Raw genomic sequence first — 19,268 nt, 5'->3', positions numbered from 1 at the left:
TGGTGTCCGCGGCGCCCATCACAACTCGGGTCTCGCGGCCATGGACGCCCGATCGCGACCCCGCTATCTCATGGACGCCATGCCGAAGGCGAAGGCCGAGGAGCCCCCGCCCGCCGCCGCGGCGGGGGCCACCAGCGCGGATCCCCGACGCCCGCGGACCGGAGACGCCCGGCCCGCGGCGGGCGAGCCGCGGCTGTCGCTGACGGGCGGCGGCGAGCCGCGGCTGTCGCTGACGGGCGGCGAGCCGCGGCTGTCGCTGACGGGCGGCGGCGAGCCGCGGCTGTCGCTGACGGGCGGCGGCGAGCCGCGGCTGTCGCTGACGGGCAGCGGCGATACGCGGCTGTCGCTGACCGGCGACGGCGACCTCCGCGGCACCCTGCTGCCGGGCCAGTCCGCGCCGGGGCGGCGCCTCAGCCGGGCGTCCGCCGAGAAGCTCTGGCTCCCGCTGCTCGGCCCCGTGCTCGCGCTGCTCGTCATCGGCGCGGTCGCCACGCTCGAGGCCGCGCTCGACTGGAGCATCCCGAACCCGCCGGCGATCCTCTCGATGATCATCGTCTTCGCGGCGTTCAGCGGAGGCCTGTGGGGCGGCATCATCACCGCCCTCATCTCCTGCATCTACTTCGCGATCTACTTCTCCGAGGACGGGATGCCGTTCTCGTACAGCGCCGACAACCTGCTCCGGGTCATCGTCTTCGCGGTCACCACGCCCGCCATGGCGGTGATGGCGAGCATCGCGAAGCGGCGCGCCGACGCCATGGGCGAGGCCTCGCTCGAGAACGAGCGCGAGCACTCCGCGAGCCTGCGCGCCCTGCTCATGCAGCGCCAGGCGGTCGAGGCCGAGCTCCAGCAGGCCAAGGAGGCCGCCGAGGCGGCGAGCCGCGCGAAGAGCGAGTTCCTCGCCAGCGTGAGCCACGAGATCCGCACGCCGATGAACGGCATCATCGGCATGACGTCGCTCGCGCTCCAGACCGAGCTCACCCCGGAGCAGCGCGAGTACCTCGAGATGGTCAAGATCTCGGCCGACGCGCTGCTCGCCATCATCAACGACGTCCTCGACTTCTCGAAGATCGAGGCGGGCAAGCTCGAGATCGAGCCCGTCGCCTTCGACCCGAACGAGATCATCGGCGACGCCGTGAAGACGCTCGCGCTCCGGGCCCACGAGAAGCGGCTCGAGCTCGCCTTCCAGGTCGGCCCCGAGGTGCCGGAGGCGCTCGTCGGCGATCCGCTGCGCCTGCGCCAGGTGATCGTGAACCTCGTCAGTAACGCGGTGAAGTTCACCGACGCCGGCGAGGTCCTCGTCCGCGCCTCGATCGACTCGCGCGTGCCCTTCACGCCCGAGGAGGAGGGCGGCGCGGAGGGCGTGAGCTCGCCCGGCCTCTACTCGGGCGAGGCGCTCGGCGACGTCGTGGTGCTCCACGTGCGCGTCATCGACACGGGCATCGGGATCGCCCCCGAGAAGCAGCGGCTCGTCTTCGACGCGTTCGCGCAGGCGGACGGCTCGACGACCCGCAAGTACGGCGGCACGGGGCTCGGGCTGACGATCTGCGCCCGGCTCGTCGAGATGATGGGGGGCAAGATCTGGATCGAGAGCGAGCTCGGCAAGGGCAGCACCTTCCACTTCACGCTCCAGCTCCGGGCCCTCGACGGCGCCGCCCGGTCGCGCCGGCCCGACCTCCCGGACGAGCTGCTCGGCACGCGGGTCCTCATCGCGGACGACAACGCGACCGCGCGGCGCATCCTCGGCGAGATCGTCGAGGGCTGGGGGATGAAGCCGGTCCTCGTCGACTCGGGCGCGGCGGCGGTCGCGGCGCTCTCGGAGGACTCGGGGATGTGGGCGCTGCCCTGGGGCAAGCCGGGGGGCAACGCCGCGGGCGCGGCGAGCAGCTCGTTCGGCCTCGTCCTCGTCGACGCCCGGATGCCCAAGGTCGACGGCTTCGCGGTGGTCGAGCACTGCCGCCGGCGCGAGATCCTGAAGGGGCGCACCATCATGATGCTCAGCTCGACGTCCGCGCAGGCCGACGCCGCGCGCTGCCGCGACCTCGGCGTCCTCGCGATGGTCACGAAGCCCGTGAAGCCGTCGCACCTCCAGGACGCCGTGCTCCACGCCTTCGGCATCCCGACGCGGAGCGCGCTCCGGTCGGCCGAGGCGCGCCGCGCCGTGCCCGGGCCGCGCGCCCGCGGCCTGCGCGTGCTCGTCGCGGAGGACAACGCGATCAACCAGAAGCTGATGCGCCGCTGGCTGGAGCAGCAGGGCCACCACGTGCACATCGTCGAGAACGGCCGGCTCGCCGTCGAGAAGATCGCGACCGGCCAGTACGACGTGGCCCTGCTCGACGTCGAGATGCCGGAGATGGACGGCCTCCAGGCCGCGCGGGCCGTGCGCGCCCGCGAGCGGCGCGAGGGCGGGCACATGCCGCTCATCGTCGTGACCGCGTACGCGATGAAGGGCGACCGCGAGCGCTGCCTCCGGGCCGGCTTCGACGGCTACGTCTCGAAGCCGGTGCAGGTCGACGAGCTCTACGACATGATCGACCGGCTCGCCGCCGGGCCCTCCTCGCTGGAGATCGAGGACCCGGCGCGCCTGTCGCTCGGCGCGCCGGGCTCGTCCACGTCGCTCACGCCGGTGCCCTCGTCGGCGTTCGAGAACGGGCCGCCGAGCACCCGGTCCGACGAGCGGATGACCGGCTCGCCGTCCTCCATGGCGGCCCGGCCGATGTTCGATCGCACCCGGGCGCTGGAGCGGACGGGGGGCGACGCCGACCTCCTGCGCGAGCTCGCCGAGGTGTTCCTGGAAGAGTGCCCCCGCTGGATGGCCGAGATCGACGAGGCGGTGACCGCCGGGGACGCGCGCAAGCTCCAGCGGGCCGCGCACAGCCTGAAGGGCGGGGTCGACAGCTTCGGCGCGCGGAGCGCGTTCGACGCCGCCTTCACGCTGGAGAAGATGGCGCGCGCGAACCAGCTCGGCAGCCTGGCCGAGGCGCAGTTCGCGCTGCGCGCGCAGATCGACCGGCTGATCCCCGAGCTCGTCGCGTTCGTGCGCGAGGGGACGTCGGTGGAGCCCGCGGCGCCGTTCGAGCTCGATCGGCGCGAGGGAAATAGCGAGGTGACGTGATGGTGAGGGTGCTCGTGGTCGACGACTCGCCGATGGACCGGATCCTCTGCGGGGGCCTGCTCAAGAATCGCGGCATGGAGCCCTCGTACGCCAAGAACGGTGTCGAGGCGCTCCGGTCGATCGCGCGGTCGGCGCCGGACATCGTGCTGACGGATCTCCAGATGGCGGAGATGGACGGCCTGGAGCTGGTCGAGGCGATCCGCCGGGAGCACCCGTACCTGCCGGTGATCCTGATGACGGCGCACGGGAGCGAGGAGATCGCGGTGCAGGCGCTCCGGCGAGGCGCCGCGAGCTACGTCGCGAAGCGCAACCTCGGGACGGAGCTCGTGAGCACGGTCGAGAACGTCCTCGCGGTGGCGCGGCTCGACCGGCGGGAGCAGCAGCTGCTCTCGTGCCTGACGGCGACGGAGTCGCACTTCGAGCTCGACAACGACGTGGCGAAGGTGCCTGCGCTGGTGGGCCACATCGAGCAGAGCCTGGGCCGGATGCGGCTGTGCGACGAGACGGGCCGGATCCAGGTGGCGGTGGCGCTGCGCGAGGCGCTGGTGAACGCGATCGTGCACGGCAACCTCGAGGTCAGCTCGACGCTGCTCGACGAGAACCCGAAGGCCTTCTCGGCGCTCGTCGAGCGGCGCCGGTACGAGGGCCCGTACCGGGACCGCCGCGTGTACGTCGTGGCGCGGGAGACGCGGACCGAGGCGACCTACATGGTGCGCGACGAGGGGCCCGGCTTCGATCCCCGGGATCTGCCGGACCCGACCGACCTCGCCAACCTGGACAAGCCGAGCGGCCGCGGCCTGATGTTGATCCGCACCTTCATGGACGAGGTGCGCCACAACGAGAAGGGCAACGAGATCTGGATGGTGATCCGGTGCCGCTCGTCGGACGACCCCTGCGGCGAGCCCGACGGGGGCGGCGGCTGACGCGGGGGTGCCGCGGGGGCGCCGCGGCGGCTGACGCGGGGGCGCCGCGGCGGCTGACGCGGGGGCGCGGCGCGGCGGCGAGCGTCAGAGGCAGGCGTACACGGCGTCGAGCAGCGGCACCCACCGCGGATCGCCGCCGGCGCCGCTCGCGATGGGCTGGTTCGGCGTGTAGCCGAAGCCGAGCCCCGCGTCGGGATCGGCGAAGCCGAGCGCGCCGCCCGCGCCGGGGTGGCCGAAGGTCCGCGCGCCCCGCCCGAAGGGGCGCAGGGCGCTCGGGAGCATGAAGCCGAGCGAGAAGCGGCTCTCGGCGAGCAGGACGGCGTCGAGGCCGCGCGACCGCTCGGTGAGCGCCCGCTCGACCGCCTCGGGCGAGAGCACGCGCTCGCCGTCGAGCGCCCCGCCGGACGCGAGCGCGCCGTACATCCGCGCGAGGGCGCGCGCGTTCGCGTGGCCGTTCACGGCGGGGATCTCCGCGCGCCGGAAGCGGACGGTGTTCACGAGGTCGGGCGACGCGAGGTCCCGGGGCCTGGTGAAGGCGAGCGACGTGAGCGACGTCGGGTCGCGGAAGCTCGCGCCGAAGGCGCCGCCGAGGCCGTCGGGGCTCACGATCGTGGGCTGCACCTCGGCGACCTGCGCGTCGTGCTCTTCCCCGATGCCGATGTGGAAATCCAGGCCGAGCGGCGCCGCGACGGCCTCCCGGAGGAAGGCGCCCACGCTCCGGCCGCTCGCGCGGCGGATGAGCTCGCCGACCAGGAAGCCGAACGTGATGGCGTGGTAGCCGTGGCGTGCGCCCGGCTCCCAGAAGGGCGCCTCCGCGGCGAGCGCGCCCGTCATGGCCTGCCAGTCGAAGAGCGCGCCGGGCCCGAGCTCCGCCCGGATCGCCGGCAGACCGGCGCTGTGGTCGAGCAGCTGGCCCACGCGCACGCGCTCCTTGCCGGCCGCGGCGAACTCGGGCCAAGCGGCGGCGACCGGCGCGTCGGGGTCGAGCGCGCCCCGCTCGATGAGCGCGTGGGCGCACAGCGCGACGGCACCCTTCGTCACCGAGTAGACGTTCACGAGGGTGTCGCGGCCCCACGGCGCCGTCCGCGCCGCGTCGCGGAAGCCGGCCCAGAGATCGACGACCACGCGGCCGCGCGCGACGGCGGACACGGCGGCCCCGAGCTCGGGGAACCGCTCGAAATTCGCGGCGAACGCGTCGCGCACCGGCGCGAACGCAGGATCACAGACGCCCTGGATTGCGATGTTCATCACCCGTCCTTCCTCTGCGCCGGCGGGCTGGTCCTCGACGGCGCGCGCGGGCGCCGGCGCCGGCGCCGGCGCCGGCGGAGCCCTCGCGCCCTCGCGCCATCGCGCAACATCTGTTGAGCAACCTTGGTTGATGAGTACGGGCGCCCGCCCGGCGTGTCAACTCCATTTGCACAACCTTGGTTGCGCAGTACAGGCTCGCGCCGTGAAGCCCGCGCGCCTCGAGGAGGATCTCGTGCTGCTGTTCACCGCCATCGCCTCGGCGAGCAGCGAGGACGTGCTGCGCCGCATGGGGAAGGCCGGGTACGGCGATCTCCGGCCGAGCCATGGATATGTGTTCCAGCACCTGATCCCGGGCCCGGTGAAGGTGAGAGAGCTCGCCGCGCGGCTCGGGATCACGGCGCAGGGCGCCTCCAAGGCGGTGACAGAGCTCGAGGAGCTCGGGTACGTGCGCCGGCGCGTCGCGGAGGACGACCAGCGCAACCGGCTGGTCGAGCTGACCGAGCGCGGGTGGGCCGCGGTGGAGGCGGGGCGCGCGGCGCGCGCGGCGGTGAACCGGCGGCTGCGGACGCTGCTCGGGGAGGAGCAGGCGGGCGCGCTGCTCGCCGCGCTGCAGCGCATCGCCGATCGCGCGGGCGGGATGGAGCTCCTCTCCTCGCGGCGGCTCCGCCAGCCGCACTGACGATCGCGGAGACGCCGTGTTTGTAAAGCGGCTTTACCGCGCGTCGCGCCGCGCGCGGGCGCCCGCGGGCGCGAGCTCCTGGATGGCGGCCGAGAGCGACGCGTAGGTGGACAGCTCGCCGAGGTCGACGCCGACCAGGCTCCTCGCGATCTCGGGGCGCACGCCGACCAGGCACACCCGCGCGCCGAGCAGCGCGGCGGCGCGGCTGGTCCGGCCCAGCGAGTCAGCGACCTGGGCGTCCACGGACGGGACGCCCGTGACGTCGAGCAGCACGACGCGCGCCGCGTGCCGGGTCACCCCCGCGGTCACGTACTCGAGCACCTGCTGGGCGCGGCGGCCGTCGATCCACCCGATCATCGGCACGAGCAGCACGCCGGGCAGCAACGGGATGACCGGGCAGCCCAGCTCGCGCACGGTCTCGGAGAGCCTGCGCTCGACCTGGTAGGCTCGATCGAGGCTCGCGTGCTGCTCCGACAGCGACTGGAGCAGCGCGTCGCGCTCGAGGGCCGCGCCGAGGAGCGTCCCCCAGATCGCGAACGTGGCCTCGTCGCCGGCCATGGCGACGAGGGTCGGGCCGACGAGCGCAAGGACGCCCCAGTCGCGCTGGGCGGAGCGTATCGGCAGGAGGAACACCATGAGCTCGCCGCGCGTGGCCGCGGGCGGCAAGAGCTCCCGGGGCGGGAAGGCCTCCTGCGGACAGCGGCTGCCGATCGGGGGGGTCGGGCTGCCGTCGCGGCTGTAGGCGCCGGCGACGACGAGGCGCGCGCGGGTCTCCGGGTCCTCCCACAGCCCGAGGCAGCTCCAGGTCGCCGTGGTCGTCGCGAGCCACCCGAGCGAGCGCGCCTCCTCCTGGGTGCCGCCGAGCAGCGCGAAGCTCACGTCGTAATTGGTCCTCGCGAGGACCCCGAGCTGGTGGACGTGGTGTGTCTCGGCGTCGAGCCGGGCCCGCGCGATCGCGATGCGCGACAGCTCCAGGAACTCCTCGAGCCGCCCACCGGCGGCCGCGTCGGGGGGCGCGCGGCGCCGCTCGGGGGACCTGGCGAGCACGCGGACGATCGCGAGCAACGTCCCCACGTCGGGGGTGATGCCGACCGCGTCACGGAAGGCGCGCTCGAGCTCGACCGCCGGCGGCGGCTCGGCGCCCCGGAGCGCCGCGCGGTACCCGTCGATCACCACCGCGACCCCTGGCCACACCTCCGCCGGCGGCGTGCCGGGCGGGAGCGAGCGGGGCAGGAGGAGCAGCTCGACGAGCTGCCGGGCGAGGGCGTCCTCGGCGTCGCCTCCGTCGCCCTCCCGCGCGGCCTCCTCCCGCTGGAGGAAGCTCTGGACCACGCTGCACCCGCACGAGCTCCGCTGGACAAGCAGGTTCGCGGTGTGCACGCTCTCGGGCGGGACGGCCTCGCCGGCGAGCATCGCCGCGATGACGTCGCAGGCCGCGCTCCCCATCATCTCGAACCGCTGGCGCACCGTGGTCAGCGGCGGGTCCGAGCCCTGCGCCTCCACGATGTCGTCGAAGCCGACGATCGCGAGATCCTGCGGGATGCGCACGCCCGCGGCCTTCAGCAAAGGCAGCATGCCGATCGCGTTCTTGTCGGTGCCGAAGACCGCCGCGGTGCACGTGTGCCGCCGCGCGATCAGCGCCGGCGCGGCGTTCTGGCCGCCGGTGTACCAGTTGTTGTCGCTCTGGATCACGAGATCGGGATCGAAGGGGATGCCCGCCTCGGCGAGCGCCTCCTGGTACGCCGCGAAGCGCTGGCGCACGTCGTAGGCGTCGAACCAGCCGACGAACGCGATGCGCCGGTGCCCATGCTCGACCAGATGGAGCACCGCGCTGCGCATGCCGCCGCGGTTGTCCGGGATCACGGACGGGCAACCCGCCTCCGGGACGGAGGTGCCGACCGTGACGAGCGGCACCCGCGCGCGCGCGAGCGCCTCGATGCCGTGCACCTCGATGAGGACGATCCACCCGTCCACCTGCTGGCTGGCGAGCGAGGGCGCCCGGAGCTCGGCGGGCGTGCCGCGCAGCACCAGGGTGCGATACCCGCGCTCCTGCGCCGACTGGTGAATGCCTTTCAGGACAGGGTTCCAGAACGACCCGTCGAGGAACGGGGTGATGACGCCGACGGTGAGGGGCCGAGGCGCCCCGAGGGGCTCCGCGCTCGCCGCCGCAGGGACCGAGGATCGCGAGCGTGGCAGCACGCTGAGGCGCTGCCCCGGGGCCTCGGGCACCTCGCCCCACTGCTCCGGCACCACGACGCCGCTGTCCTGACCACCCTGACCCATCGTGTTCCAGTCCCTCTGCTGCCTCGTGGCGTGGAGCCCCCGGGCAACCTATCTGCGGACCGGGGCCACGGGCAACACGTGGCCGGCGAACGGGTGAGATGTCTCGCGATCTGGCGCTGATTCCAGGGGGAGATGCGGCGCACCTTTGCGCAGGTTTACGCCGCGCGCCCCGGCGCGATCCGGAGGAGCTCGAACTCCGCCACGAACCCTTCGTCGATCGGGCTGCACGCGTAAAGGCCGCACTCCACCTCGCGCGCGCCGTCGTCCTCGTGCAGGTGGGCCATGCGGAGCTGCGTCCACGACTGGCCATCATCCGAGCCCTCGACGAGGTAATCCGAGCTCTCCCGCCGGATCCGCAGCCAGAGCTCGCGGCGATCCCGGGGGAACGGCTGGGTCGACCAGTCGCTGTAGCCCGCGTTCGTCACCACCGTGCCGAGCCGGCTCGGGCCTTCCGGCTCGAACTCGACCGACGTCTTCAGCCAGCACGACGCCGAGAGCCGCACCATGAGCCCTGCCTGGTCGTACTGGTGCGCGGGCCGGAACCGCACGCGGGTGGTCATCACGAAGTCCCCGGCCGCGCGGGTGAAGAGGAATGGCCCGTTGTCGTTCCGGAAGCCGTAGTGTGTCCGTTGCCAGTAATCGGTCTTGGCCCCGGGCTCGACCACGAGCGCGCGGCGCGCCGGATCCGCCGCCCAGCGCGCCGGCGGGTTGCGCCACTCGAGCCGCGGATCGACGCTCGGTCCGGAGAAATCCTCTTCCAGAAGCAGTCCTGTCATGACGCCGGCCTCCGTGGTGGAACGCGCGCTGCGTCACGCCGCGCGCGGCGGCGCGGAGCCTACCACGGAGGCGAGGGGATCCCGCGGGCGGGCGCGGGCCGCGTCAGCGCGCGGATGCGTGCGCCGGGCGCGCGTCGCCGCCGCGTTACTGAGGCCGCCCCTGCGCGATCCAGCTCTCGACGAGCTGGATCTCCTCCGGCCCGAGCGAGGTCAGGCCGAGCGGCATGCCGCGCACCGCCGGATCGGCGTGCCCCGCCTCCTCGGCCTGGCGCGCGAGCAGCGCGGCGAGCAGGCGCGGGCGGCCGTCCGGCCCGGCGGCGAAGACGCTCCGCCGCTCCCCCTGGTCGTCGAGGTACCCCGCGGCGATGCCCTCGTAGGTCGCGAGGTTGAGCCCGCGCGGCCTGAACCCGAACCCCCCGGTGTTCCCGGGGCCGCCGTCGCCGAGCGTGTAATCGGGCTCGGAGTGGCAGTGCCTGCACGTCACGCGGAACACCCGTCGATCCACCTCCTCGTACGTCACCCGCCGTGTCAGCACGGGCAGCCGCGCGGGCGCGCTCGCCGGGGCGCGCGGCGCGAGCGGCGCGGTTGAGACGAACGCCGCGAGATCGCGCGCCTCGGCCGGCGACATCGGCACCTGGGGCATCGGCGTGCCGGGCTTCACCGCCGCCGGATCGAGCAGCCACGCGACGAGGTCGCCGGGCTCGATCCGGTCGCGCGTGTGCCGCAGGTCCGGCGCCAGGGCGAGCGCGGCGCGCGTCTCCTTCTCGAGCGGCTTCAGCGGCGCGACCGCGGTCAGCCCGTCGACCCCGGTGAACGCGTGGCAGGTGCCGCACCCCTTGGCCTCGTAGAGCGCGCGCCCCCGCGCCGCGCTCGCGCCCTCCAGCGAGGCGCGCGGCCGCTCGCGGCGGCCCTGGGCGAGGTACGCCGCGATGTCGCTCGCCTGCTCGGGCGCGAGCGCGAGCCGCGGCATGGTCGCGTGCAGCCGCGGCCGGAGGTCGCGCGGATCGAGCAGGAACCCGCGGATCCAGCCGGGCCGGAGCCGGTCGCCGATCGCCGCGAGCGACGGGACGTCGCGCAGCTGGATCAGGTTCTCGCTCCACCGGTGGATCGCCGCGGCCGGCGCCTGGAAGCGCCCCGCGGCGATGTCCTGATGGCACTGGACGCAGTGCGCCTCGCGCGGCGCCGCCGAGAGCCCGGTGCCGTCGTGGCAGCGGTTGCACTGGTACTGCTCGACGAGCCGCCGCCCGTGCTCCGGATCGCCGGCGGGCGCCTCGGCCGCGGCGGCCGGCGCGGGCGCCGCCGCGGGGCCGTCCTCCGCGGGCGCGGGCGCCGTCGCCGTGGGCTCGGGCCCTCGCGCGCCCTCGGCGGTGCACGCGGCGGCGCCCGCGGCGATCGCGACCAGCGCGGCGAGCGAGGCGAGCGAGTCGAAGACCGCGCGGGCGCGCATCGCGTCAGCTCTCCGGGCCGCCCGCGCGGCTCGTCCGGCAGAAGGCCGGGTTCTTCGCCATCACCTCGCAGCGGCTGGCCGCGGCGTCGTGGCCCGCGCCGTCGCCGGAGAGCGCGCGCAGCCGCGCCAGCGCGGCGTACGCCTCGGGGCTCGCGATCAGGTCCTTCTCCGCGAGATCGCCGAGCAGCTTGAGCGCCTCGCCGCGGTGCTCGGGCGCCCTGGCGAGCGCCTCGCCGAGGTCGGTCTGGAGCCCCGGATCGTTCTTGCGCTGCTCGTTAAGCCGGCGCAGCGCGCGGATCGACCAGTCGACGTTCGCCTTGCGGTCCTCGGCCGACGTCCCGCCCCACGCTCCGAGCAATTCCCGCGGCACCTCCGCGCTCACGCGCAGCGCGCCGTCGGCCCGCGTCGCGGCCACGGCGAGGATGCGGAACGCGCGGTTCAGCAGCGGATCCTTCTCGTAGGAGATCTGCCGGATCTCGGGGAACATGCGGATCACGCTCCCCGCGGCGGCGGCGAGCTGGCCGTCGCGCAGGGCCTTCTCGGCCTGGGCGACCCCCATCACGCGGTGATCGACGGCGGGCATGAACTCGATGCCGCAGGCCGCCGCGTCGCCCGACGGGACGATGGCAGACGCGATGAGCCCAAGACAAAGCGTGAGTCGTACGGCAGGACCTCTCATGAAAGACCTCCTCGGGAAGGCTGCGCCGGCGCGCCCCATCGCTCGTCGGGCGCTGCCGATCGACTGTGACAACGCTCGGGTAAAAAAGTTTGCTTCCCGGATCGCGCCGTCGCGGTCCGCCCGCGTCTCGCGCGTCTCGCGCGTCTCGCGCGTCGCGCCGGCGTCTCGCGTATCCCGTTGGCGTCTCGCGTATCCCGTTGGCGTCTCGCGTAACGCGATGGCGTCTTGCGTGTTGCGATCTCGTCTCGCGCCTCGCGCCTCGCGCCTCGCGCGCTGCGATGGCGGCCTCGTCGAGGGCGCCGCCGCCGGCGCCCCCGCCCGCCCGCCGCCGTTGTGGGCAAAAGTGCGTGGAGGCGTCGCCGGTGGTTGCCTCGGTGGGCGCCCCGGTGTCCAATGCGGACAACCCAAGGAGATCCGGCATGTTGAAGAAGCGACGCCGCGCGATCGCGGCCCTTCTGGCCCTGGCCAGCGCGCTCCCGGCGTGTACCAGCAACAAGAAGGCGGACTGCGCGAGCCCCGAGGTGTTCTGCGTCGGGCTCGTGACCGACATGGGCAAGATCGACGACAAGTCGTTCAACCAGTCGGCCTGGGAGGCGCTCCAGCGGGCCAAGAAGGAGCTCGGCGCCACGACGCAGTACATCGAGACGACGGATCCGAAGGACTACCCCAAGAACATCGCGACCTTCGCCGACGAGAAATACGATGTGGTCGTCACGTCCGGCTTCGGGCTCGCGGAGGCGACGAACGCCGCGGCGGCGCAGTTCCCGGGCGTGAAGTTCATCGGCATCGACCAGTTCCAGGCGCCCGGCGCCGAGAAGCCGAACGTGGCGGGCCTCGTCTTCCCGGAGGACCACGGCGGCTTCCTCGTGGGCGCGCTCGCGGCGATGATGACGAAGAGCGGCAAGATCGGCGCCGTGCTCGCCACCGACGCCGTCCCGCCGGTCTGGCGCTTCGGCGAGGGCTTCCGCGCCGGCGCGCTCCACGTCAAGCCGGACATCGAGCTCAGCGTCGTCTATCACAACGACGTCGGGTTCGATAAGACGTTCACCGACCCGGAGTGGGGCAAGACGACCGCCGTCTCGATGATCGACAAGGGCGTCGACATCGTCTTCGGCGGCGGGGGCAAGACGGGCAACGGCGCGCTGCTCGGCGCGGCGACGAAGAGCGCGTACGCCATCGGCGTCGACACCGACCAGTACTACACGGTGCCCGAGGCCCAGAAGGTCATCCTCTCCAGCGCCGTGAAGCTCATCACCGACGGCGCCTTCGACCTCATGAAGATGGCCAAGGAGGGCAAGCTGCCGAGCGGGAACTTCCAGGGCAAATCGGGGTATGCGCCCTATCACGATCTCGACAGCAAGGTCCCGGCCGAGGTGAAGGCGAAGATGGAGGAGCTCAGGAGAGCGCTGCTCGACGGGACCCTCAAGACGAACGTGCCGCCCTCGAAGCCGGGCCAGTGAGCGCGCCGGGATCCCGGGTCGCGCGCCTGCGAGAGGAGCTGACCCGGCTGCTCGACGCGCTGCGCCTCCCGGTCCTCTCGGTGTTCACCGCGATGGTCGTGGGCGGCGTCCTGATCGCCCTCTCGGGCGGCAACCCGCTCGAGGCCTACGCCGGCATGCTCGACGGCGCCTTCGGGTCGCCGCGGGCGGTGAGCGAGACGCTCGTGTGGTCGACGCCGTACATCCTCGCCGGCCTGTCGGTCGCCCTGGCGTTCCGGGGCGGGTTGTTCAACATCGGCGCCGAGGGGCAGCTCGCGCTCGGCGCGCTCGCCGCCGCGTGGGCGGGCCACTATCTGCCGCGGCTGCTCGGCGCCGGCCTGCCGGCCCTGGTGCACGTCCCGGCGACGCTCCTCTTCGGCGCGCTCGCGGGCGGGCTGTGGGGCGCGGCGCCGGGGTGGATCAAGGCGCGCTCCGGCGGACACGAGGTGATCAGCACCATCATGCTCAACTACGTCGCGCTCAACGCGGTCAGCTTCCTGCTGAACGGCCCGATGAAGGACCCGAGCCCCGGCAACGTGCTCTCGCGCACGCCGCTCATCGACGAGAGCGCGCGCCTGCCCGCGCTCGCGGAGGGCTTCCGGCTGCACTGGGGCTTCCCGCTCGCGCTGCTCGCGGCGGCGCTCGTGGGCTGGGTGCTGCGGCGCACGGCGTTCGGCTTCGAGATCCGCACCTCGGGCCAGAACCCGGACGCGGCGCGGTACGCCGGCGTCCGGGTGGGCCGCACCGTGATCCTCACGATGGCGCTCTCGGGCGCGCTCGCCGGGATCGCCGGGGCGATCGAGGTGAGCGCGCTGCACCACCGGCACGAGCTCGGGTTCTCGCAGGGCTACGGGTTCGACGCGATCGCGATCGCCCTGCTCGGCAAGGCGCACCCGGGCGGGACGGTGCTCGCGGCGCTCCTGTTCAGCGCCATGCGCAGCGGGGCGACGCGCATGCAGTACCTGACCCAGATCCCCATCGACGTGATCTCGGTCATCCAGGCGCTGATCCTGCTCTTCGTCGCGGCGGACACGCTCGTCCGGCGCATCTACCGGATCCGCGGCGAGCGCGAGCGGCTCGTGCTCACGCGCGGCTGGGGCGGCTAGGCGCTCCGCGAGGACGCGAGGACGCGAGGACGACCCATGGGATTTCGACGATACGGCTTCATCGCGGCGGTCGTGAGCGTGCTCGTCGCGGTCGTCGCGCTGGTGGGCGCGTCGCGCGTGCCGCCGCTGACGATCGTGGCCAGCATGGCGGCGACCACGCTCGCCGTGGCGACGCCGCTCACGCTCGGCGCGCTCTCGGGCGTCTTCTGCGAGCGCGCCGGGGTGGTCAACCTCGGCATCGAGGGCATGATGCTCTCGGCGGCGTTCTCGGGCTGGTTCGCGTCGATCTACGCGAGCTCGGTGCTCGGCGCGCCGGCGCTGCCGAGCCTGCTCGTCGGCGTCGTGGTCGCGATCGCCACGGGCGCTGCGCTCGCGCTCTTGCTGGCGGCGCTTGCGGTGACCTTCGCGGTGGACCAGATCCTCGCGGGGACGGTGGTCAACTTGCTGGCCGTGGGCATGACCGGCTTCTTCAACCGGCAGCTGTTCTTCGGGCCGGGCAGCGCGTTCGGCGGCCAGGTGCCCCACGCGCCCGGCGTCCTGCCGCGGATCCACCTCCCGCTGCTCGCGGACATCCCCGTCGTGGGCCCGGTGTTCGAGCAGCAGCCGATCGCGCTCGCGGCGATCGCGCTGGTGGGGCTGTCGCACCTCGTGCTGTTCCGCACGCGGTGGGGCCTGCGCGCGCGGGCCGTGGGCGAGCACCCGCGCGCGGCCGCGACGGTGGGGATCGACGTGGCCCGCGTGCGGTACGCCAACGTGGTGATCGGCGGCGCCATCGCGGGCCTCGGCGGGGCCTACTTCACGCTGGAGTCGGTGCCGTCGTTCGAGCCGATGATGACGAACGGCCGCGGCTTCATCGCCCTCGCCGCGATGATCTTCGGCGACTGGACGCCGATGGGCTCGTGGGCGGCCGCGCTCGTGTTCGGCGCGGCGCAGGCGTTCCAGATCAACCTCCAGCTCTTCCGCGACCTGATCCCGCCGTCGTGGGGGTTCCTGCAGCAATCGTCGGTGGTCGGGCTGGTCCCCTACCTGCTCACGTTGCTCATCCTCACCGGCGTCATCGGCAAGACCACCCCGCCGGCGGCCGACGGCGTCCCGTACGAGCCGGAGGGCCGGCGGTGACGCCCGTCCTCGAGGCCCGGGGGATCACCCGGCGTTTCGGCGGCGTCGTGGCGAACGACAAGGTCGATCTCGACCTGCACGAGGGCGAGGTCCACGCCCTGCTCGGCGAGAACGGCGCGGGCAAGTCGACCCTGATGAACATCCTGTACGGGCTCGTTCGCCCGGACGAGGGGGAGATCCGCCGGGGCGGGCGGCCCGTCGCGATGCGGTCGCCGAGCGACGCGATCGCGCTCGGGATCGGCATGGTGCACCAGCATTTCATGCTGATCCCGGTGTTCACGGTGGCCGAGAACATCGTGCTCGGCGCGGAGCACGTGCGCCGCGGCCTGCTCGACCGCCGGAGGGCGAGCGCCGAGGTGCGGGAGCTCTCGCGGCGGTACGGGCTCGACGTGGATCCCGACGCCCGGGTCGAGGATCTGCCGGTCGGCGTGCAGCAGCGGGTGGAGATCATCAAGGCGCTCTACCGCAAGGCGGAGATCTTGATCCTCGACGAGCCGACGGCGGTGCTCACGCCGCAGGAGGCCGAGGAGCTCTTCCGGGTGCTCCGCGGGCTGACGGCGCAGAAGGTCTCGGTCCTGTTCATCACGCACAAGCTCAAGGAGGTGCTCGCGGTCGCGGACCGGGTGACGGTGATGCGGGCGGGGAAGGTGGTGGGCGCCGCGGCCCCGGCGGAGACGGATGAGCGCGGCCTGGCGGCGATGATGGTGGGCCGCGAGGTCGTGCTGCAGGTGAACAAGGCGCCGGCGAGCCCCCGGGCGGTCGTGCTCGACGTGCAGGGCCTCAGCGTCGCCGGCCGGCGCGGCCACGGCGGGGGCGCCGACGTGGTCCGCGAGGTCTCGTTCTCGGTGCGCGCGGGCGAGATCCTCGGCGTCGCCGGGGTGCAGGGCAACGGCCAGACCGAGCTCGTCGAGGCGATCACCGGCCTCTTGCCGCCCCGCGGCGGGCGCGTGCTCCTCCGCGGCCGCGACGTCACCGGCGCGTTGCCGCGCGCGCTCATCGAGCGCGGCGTGTCGCACGTCCCCGAGGACCGGCAGCGCCACGGCCTCGTGCTCTCGTACTCGATCGCCGACAACCTCGTGCTCTGCACCTACGACCGGCCGCCGTTCGCCGCGCGCGGCGTGCTCCGCGACGAGGCCCGCGACGAGAACGCCGCGCGCTTGGTAAAGGCCTTTGACATTCGCGCGCCGGGCCCCGGGACGCCGGTGTCGGCGCTGTCGGGCGGCAACCAGCAGAAGGTGATCCTCGCCCGGGAGCTGAGCCGCCCGGTGGAGCTGCTCGTGGCGAGCCAGCCCACCCGGGGCGTGGACGTGGGGTCGATCGAGCACATCCACCGCGAGATCGTGGCGGCGCGCGACGCGGGGGCGGCGGTGCTGCTCGTGTCGGCGGAGCTCGACGAGATCCTGGCGCTGTCGGACCGGATCGCGGTGATGTACCGGGGCGGTATCGTGGCGACGAGGGACGCGGGCGCGGTGTCGCGGACCGAGCTCGGGATGTTGATGGCCGGGGTGCTCCCCGGCGAGGCGGCGGCGCAGGGCGCGGCGGGGGCGCAGGACGCGGCGGGGGCGCAGGACGCGGCGGGGGCGCAGGGCGCGGCAGGGGAGGCGGCGCCGTGAGGGCGGCGCGCGTGGCGCCGGTGCTGGCCGCGCCGGCGCTCCTCGCCGCGACCGTCGCCGCCGCGGTCGCGCCGGCGCCCTCGGCGGCGCCGGCCCCGGCGCCCTCGGCGCGCGCGGCCCCGGCGCCCTCGGCGGCGCCGGCCGCGGCGCCCCTGCCGATGGAGCGCTACCGCTACTTCCGCGCGCTCTCCCTCGACTTGCTCGGACGGCTCCCCACGCGCGCCGAGCTCGCCGAGCTCGAGTCGCCCGGCTTCGATCTCGACGCCTGGATCACGCGGCGCCTCGACGGCCCTGGGTATGTCGAGCGACTCACGCGCATCTACATGGATCTCCTGCGGCTCGAGCTCGGCCCGGCGGTCTCCTTCGCGCCGCGGGAGACGCTCCTCCACCAGATCCAGGTGCTCGGTCCGGACGGCAAGCCGCTCTACGTCCACTATCGCCAGAACCAGCGCCGCCTGAACCCGATGATCGACGGCGACTTCTGCTTCAGCCACACCGAGAGTGGCCTGACCGTGGCGAACGGCGCGCTCCCCACGGGGACGCCGATCCCCATCCCGCAGAAGCTGCTCGACGAGCGGACGACGCTCGTCCGCCCGTTCTGGCTTTACCGCGACTACCTCTCCGTCTCTCCGACGCAGCGTTACGGCGAGGGGTGGAAGGACCCTGACAGCGCCTATGTCCCGCTGCCGGAGCTCCTGTTCGGGCCGGACGGCAAGACGCCCGTCACCGAGATCCGCGTCTGCAAGGAAGAGGCGCAGACCGCCGACGTCGGCCACCTGTGGTCGAGCGACATCCCGCCCTTGAAGAAGGGCGCTCCGCTCCCGCCGGGCCGCACTCGCCCGCCGATGCCCGACGACCCGTACGCGAAGGCGCACCGGGGCGAGCCGATCTCGTGCCGGAGCGCGCTCGCGCCGATGACGAGCGTCGACTGCGGCTGCGGCATCGGCCTCGTCCACTGCATGCCCGGCATCGACTGGACGCGGGATCCGCGCGCCTTCTCGCTGCCCGCGCACGTCCCGCTCGGCATCGAGGACCCGATCCGGGTCGCGCCGCAGACGAGCTCCGGCTGGCACAAGTTCTGGTGGTCCCAGGAGGTGATCCATTTCATGCGGCACGTCTTCGCGGCGGACCGCGATTTCCGGGAGATGCTCACCGGCCGGTACACGTTCATCAACGGACCCCTGGCCCATTTCTACCTGTCGAGCGCGCGCTCGGCGTGCTGCGGTCAGCACAAGTACTTCGGGATGCGCGAGGACGAGGAGCCCCTGTTCCTGCCGAGCGCGGTGCCGCCGGTCGTCTTCCCGCACGACGTCTCCGACTGGACGTTCATCCCCGATCGCGGGCCGCGCGCCGCGGGGCTCGTCACGATGCCGGTGTTCCTCACGAAGTACACCTCGCGCCGCGCGCGCGGGGCGGCGCTCTACAGCGCGTTCCTGTGCAAGAGCTTCACCGCCGAGCACGCGGATCTCCCGCCCTCGAACGAGCCCGATCTCATGGTCAGGCCCGGTTGCGCCAGCTGCCACGCGACGCTCGAGCCCCTCGCCGCGTATTTCTCGCGCGTGGAGGAGACGACGTGGACCTACCTCCCCGCGGCGAAGTTCCCGATCGAGAACCCCGTGTGCAAGCTGAAGCCTGACGGCACGGCGAGCGGCGCGTGTCACCTCTTCTATGACCCTGCCTTCTCGAACGGCGAGCGCGGCGTGCTCCGGGGCGCGTATGCCTCGGAGGACCACAGCGAACGTGGCCCGGCCGGCGCCGCGGCCGACCTCGTGCGGTTGCCGGAGTTCGCGACGTGCGCGGTGGAGCGGGTGACCGAGGCGTTCCTCGGCCGGCCGCTGCGCGACGAGGACGAGGCGCTGCTGCGGTCGTTGCGCGATCGGTTCGTGTCGCGCGGCTACCGGATGCGCGCGCTCGTCGAGGCGATCGTCCGCTCGCCGGCGTACGCGCGCGTGAGCAACGTGCGCCCGGAGCTGGAGCGGGGCGGGGCGGAGCGCGGCGGGGCGGAGCGCGGCGGGGCGGAGCGCGGCGGGGCGGAGCGCGGCGGGGGCACGCGGTGAGGCGCGACCGGGTGATGCGCGACCGGGTGAGCCGTGGCCGCGCGAGGGCGCTCGCGGTCGCCGGCCTCGCGGCGCTCGCGGGCGCGTGTGCTCCGAAGGATGCGGTCGCGCCGCAGCCCGCCCCGCCGCTCCGGGAGACGGCGCGGGTCGCCCAGAGCCGGACCCCGAAGGAGGACCTGCGGCTGGTCCCGGCCGAGGCCTACCTCCGGACGTACCTGATGCTGTTCGGCGGCCTCGCGCCCGCCGAGGTCGAGCGCCGCGCCCGGGGCGGCGACAAGTCGGCGCTCTTCGACACCTGGGAGGACTACCTCGTGGCGCTCGGGCTACCCGACTACAGCCTGGATCTGCCGCGCGGCACGCAGACCAACGCGCTCATGATGGCGGCATTCGAGCGGCTCGGGATCGCGCTGTGCGACCGCGCGCTGGAGCACGACCTGAAGGGGAGCGCGCCCGTGCCGATCGAGCGACGGCTGATCTTCGCGTTCGACCTCCCCGCGGAGCACGTCGACCTGCCGGCGTTCGCGCAGCGCTTCGACGTGCTGCACCGGACGTTCCTGAGCTACCCGGCGCGGCTCGCCCCGCCGGACCGCGAGCGGAAGTTCTTCGCGCTCTACGAGGGGACGGTCGCGCGGCACCGCACGAAGGGGGCGCCGAAGTCGCGGTTCTCGCCGGAGGAGGCGGGGTGGGCGGCGGTCTGTTACGGGCTCGTGAGGCACCCGGAGTTCCACCTGTATTGACGTTCTGGTCC

14 protein-coding genes are annotated in these 19,268 nt (G+C 73.6%); 9 read left to right on the top strand and 5 right to left on the bottom strand.

All coding sequences use genetic code 11. The features are described 5' to 3' along the window. The first annotated feature begins 79 nt into the window (after positions 1–79). Positions 80–3,112, top strand: coding sequence for a response regulator (locus WMF43_RS43275; protein ID WP_437674036.1), 3,033 nt, complete (start codon positions 80–82; stop codon positions 3,110–3,112). After that, entirely contained in the window at positions 3,112–4,035 is a 924-nt protein-coding gene (locus tag WMF43_RS43270; RefSeq protein ID WP_437674034.1) for a response regulator, read from the top strand. Before WMF43_RS43275 ends, WMF43_RS43270 begins: the two co-directional genes overlap by 1 nt. 84 nt (positions 4,036–4,119) lie before the next feature. Here the strand turns inward: WMF43_RS43270 and WMF43_RS43265 are convergent, their stop codons facing one another. Next, positions 4,120–5,283: a serine hydrolase domain-containing protein gene (locus WMF43_RS43265; protein ID WP_437674033.1), complete on the bottom strand. Its 1,164-nt coding sequence runs from the start codon at positions 5,281–5,283 to the stop codon at positions 4,120–4,122. A 202-nt stretch (positions 5,284–5,485) separates the two neighbouring features. Here WMF43_RS43265 and WMF43_RS43260 point away from each other — a divergent pair, with 202 nt between their 5' ends. Next, a complete protein-coding gene (locus tag WMF43_RS43260; protein ID WP_437674031.1) occupies positions 5,486–5,962 on the top strand; it encodes a MarR family winged helix-turn-helix transcriptional regulator in 477 nt (158 codons plus the stop codon). A gap of 33 nt (positions 5,963–5,995) precedes the next feature. On the opposite strand, the gene WMF43_RS43255 is transcribed toward WMF43_RS43260, so the two are convergent. The 4 genes from WMF43_RS43255 to WMF43_RS43240 form a co-directional block, all read right to left on the bottom strand. After that, positions 5,996–8,245, bottom strand: a complete 2,250-nt coding sequence (locus WMF43_RS43255) for a substrate-binding domain-containing protein (protein WP_437674029.1) — start codon at positions 8,243–8,245, stop codon at positions 5,996–5,998. Positions 8,246–8,400: 155 nt separating this feature from the next. Beyond that, positions 8,401–9,021, bottom strand: coding sequence for a DUF1349 domain-containing protein (locus WMF43_RS43250; RefSeq protein ID WP_437674027.1), 621 nt, complete (start codon positions 9,019–9,021; stop codon positions 8,401–8,403). Positions 9,022–9,166: 145 nt separating this feature from the next. Then, the gene (locus tag WMF43_RS43245) at positions 9,167–10,468 is read right to left on the bottom strand and encodes a c-type cytochrome (RefSeq protein ID WP_437674026.1); all 1,302 of its coding nucleotides are present in this window, start codon (positions 10,466–10,468) and stop codon (positions 9,167–9,169) included. Between the two features lie 4 nt (positions 10,469–10,472). Continuing rightward, complete coding sequence (locus WMF43_RS43240; RefSeq protein ID WP_437674025.1) at positions 10,473–11,147, bottom strand: hypothetical protein; 675 nt, start codon at positions 11,145–11,147, stop codon at positions 10,473–10,475. Between the two features lie 419 nt (positions 11,148–11,566). Between WMF43_RS43240 and WMF43_RS43235 the strand changes: the two genes are divergently transcribed. From WMF43_RS43235 to WMF43_RS43210, 6 genes are read left to right on the top strand one after another with little or no spacing between them, the layout of a single operon-like run. After that, on the top strand, positions 11,567–12,607 hold the full coding sequence (locus WMF43_RS43235; RefSeq protein ID WP_437674023.1) for a BMP family lipoprotein: 1,041 nt from the start codon (positions 11,567–11,569) through the stop codon (positions 12,605–12,607). Further along, entirely contained in the window at positions 12,604–13,731 is a 1,128-nt protein-coding gene (locus WMF43_RS43230) for an ABC transporter permease (protein WP_437674021.1), read from the top strand. Before WMF43_RS43235 ends, WMF43_RS43230 begins: the two co-directional genes overlap by 4 nt. Before the next feature lie 36 nt (positions 13,732–13,767). Continuing rightward, complete coding sequence (locus WMF43_RS43225) at positions 13,768–14,850, top strand: ABC transporter permease (protein ID WP_437674019.1); 1,083 nt, start codon at positions 13,768–13,770, stop codon at positions 14,848–14,850. After that, on the top strand, positions 14,847–16,463 hold the full coding sequence (locus tag WMF43_RS43220) for an ABC transporter ATP-binding protein (RefSeq protein ID WP_437674017.1): 1,617 nt from the start codon (positions 14,847–14,849) through the stop codon (positions 16,461–16,463). The genes WMF43_RS43225 and WMF43_RS43220 overlap by 4 nt, the downstream gene beginning before the upstream one ends. Continuing rightward, complete coding sequence (locus WMF43_RS43215; protein WP_437674015.1) at positions 16,460–18,520, top strand: DUF1585 domain-containing protein; 2,061 nt, start codon at positions 16,460–16,462, stop codon at positions 18,518–18,520. The genes WMF43_RS43220 and WMF43_RS43215 overlap by 4 nt, the downstream gene beginning before the upstream one ends. A 26-nt stretch (positions 18,521–18,546) precedes the next feature. Beyond that, entirely contained in the window at positions 18,547–19,257 is a 711-nt protein-coding gene (locus WMF43_RS43210; protein ID WP_437674013.1) for a hypothetical protein, read from the top strand. Positions 19,258–19,268: the final 11 nt, after the last annotated feature.

The organism is Sorangium sp. So ce131, from assembly GCF_051519095.1.
Classification (GTDB): Bacteria; Myxococcota_A; Polyangia; order Polyangiales; family Polyangiaceae; genus Sorangium.
The sequence above is the reverse complement of the archived record's forward strand: the minus strand, read 5'-3'. Positions and strand labels throughout refer to the sequence as shown.

What these genes read in the sequence shown, in the direction of transcription:
- WMF43_RS43275 (WP_437674036.1), top strand. Translation starts at nt 80, where the DNA reads ATGCCGAAGGCGAAGGCCGAGGAGCCCCCGCCCGCCGCCGCGGCGGGG.
- WMF43_RS43270 (WP_437674034.1), top strand. Translation starts at nt 3,112, where the DNA reads ATGGTGAGGGTGCTCGTGGTCGACGACTCGCCGATGGACCGGATCCTC.
- WMF43_RS43265 (WP_437674033.1), bottom strand. Translation starts at nt 5,283, where the DNA reads ATGAACATCGCAATCCAGGGCGTCTGTGATCCTGCGTTCGCGCCGGTG.
- WMF43_RS43255 (WP_437674029.1), bottom strand. Translation starts at nt 8,245, where the DNA reads ATGGGTCAGGGTGGTCAGGACAGCGGCGTCGTGGTGCCGGAGCAGTGG.
- WMF43_RS43250 (WP_437674027.1), bottom strand. Translation starts at nt 9,021, where the DNA reads ATGACAGGACTGCTTCTGGAAGAGGATTTCTCCGGACCGAGCGTCGAT.
- WMF43_RS43245 (WP_437674026.1), bottom strand. Translation starts at nt 10,468, where the DNA reads ATGCGCGCCCGCGCGGTCTTCGACTCGCTCGCCTCGCTCGCCGCGCTG.
- WMF43_RS43240 (WP_437674025.1), bottom strand. Translation starts at nt 11,147, where the DNA reads ATGAGAGGTCCTGCCGTACGACTCACGCTTTGTCTTGGGCTCATCGCG.
- WMF43_RS43235 (WP_437674023.1), top strand. Translation starts at nt 11,567, where the DNA reads ATGTTGAAGAAGCGACGCCGCGCGATCGCGGCCCTTCTGGCCCTGGCC.
- WMF43_RS43225 (WP_437674019.1), top strand. Translation starts at nt 13,768, where the DNA reads ATGGGATTTCGACGATACGGCTTCATCGCGGCGGTCGTGAGCGTGCTC.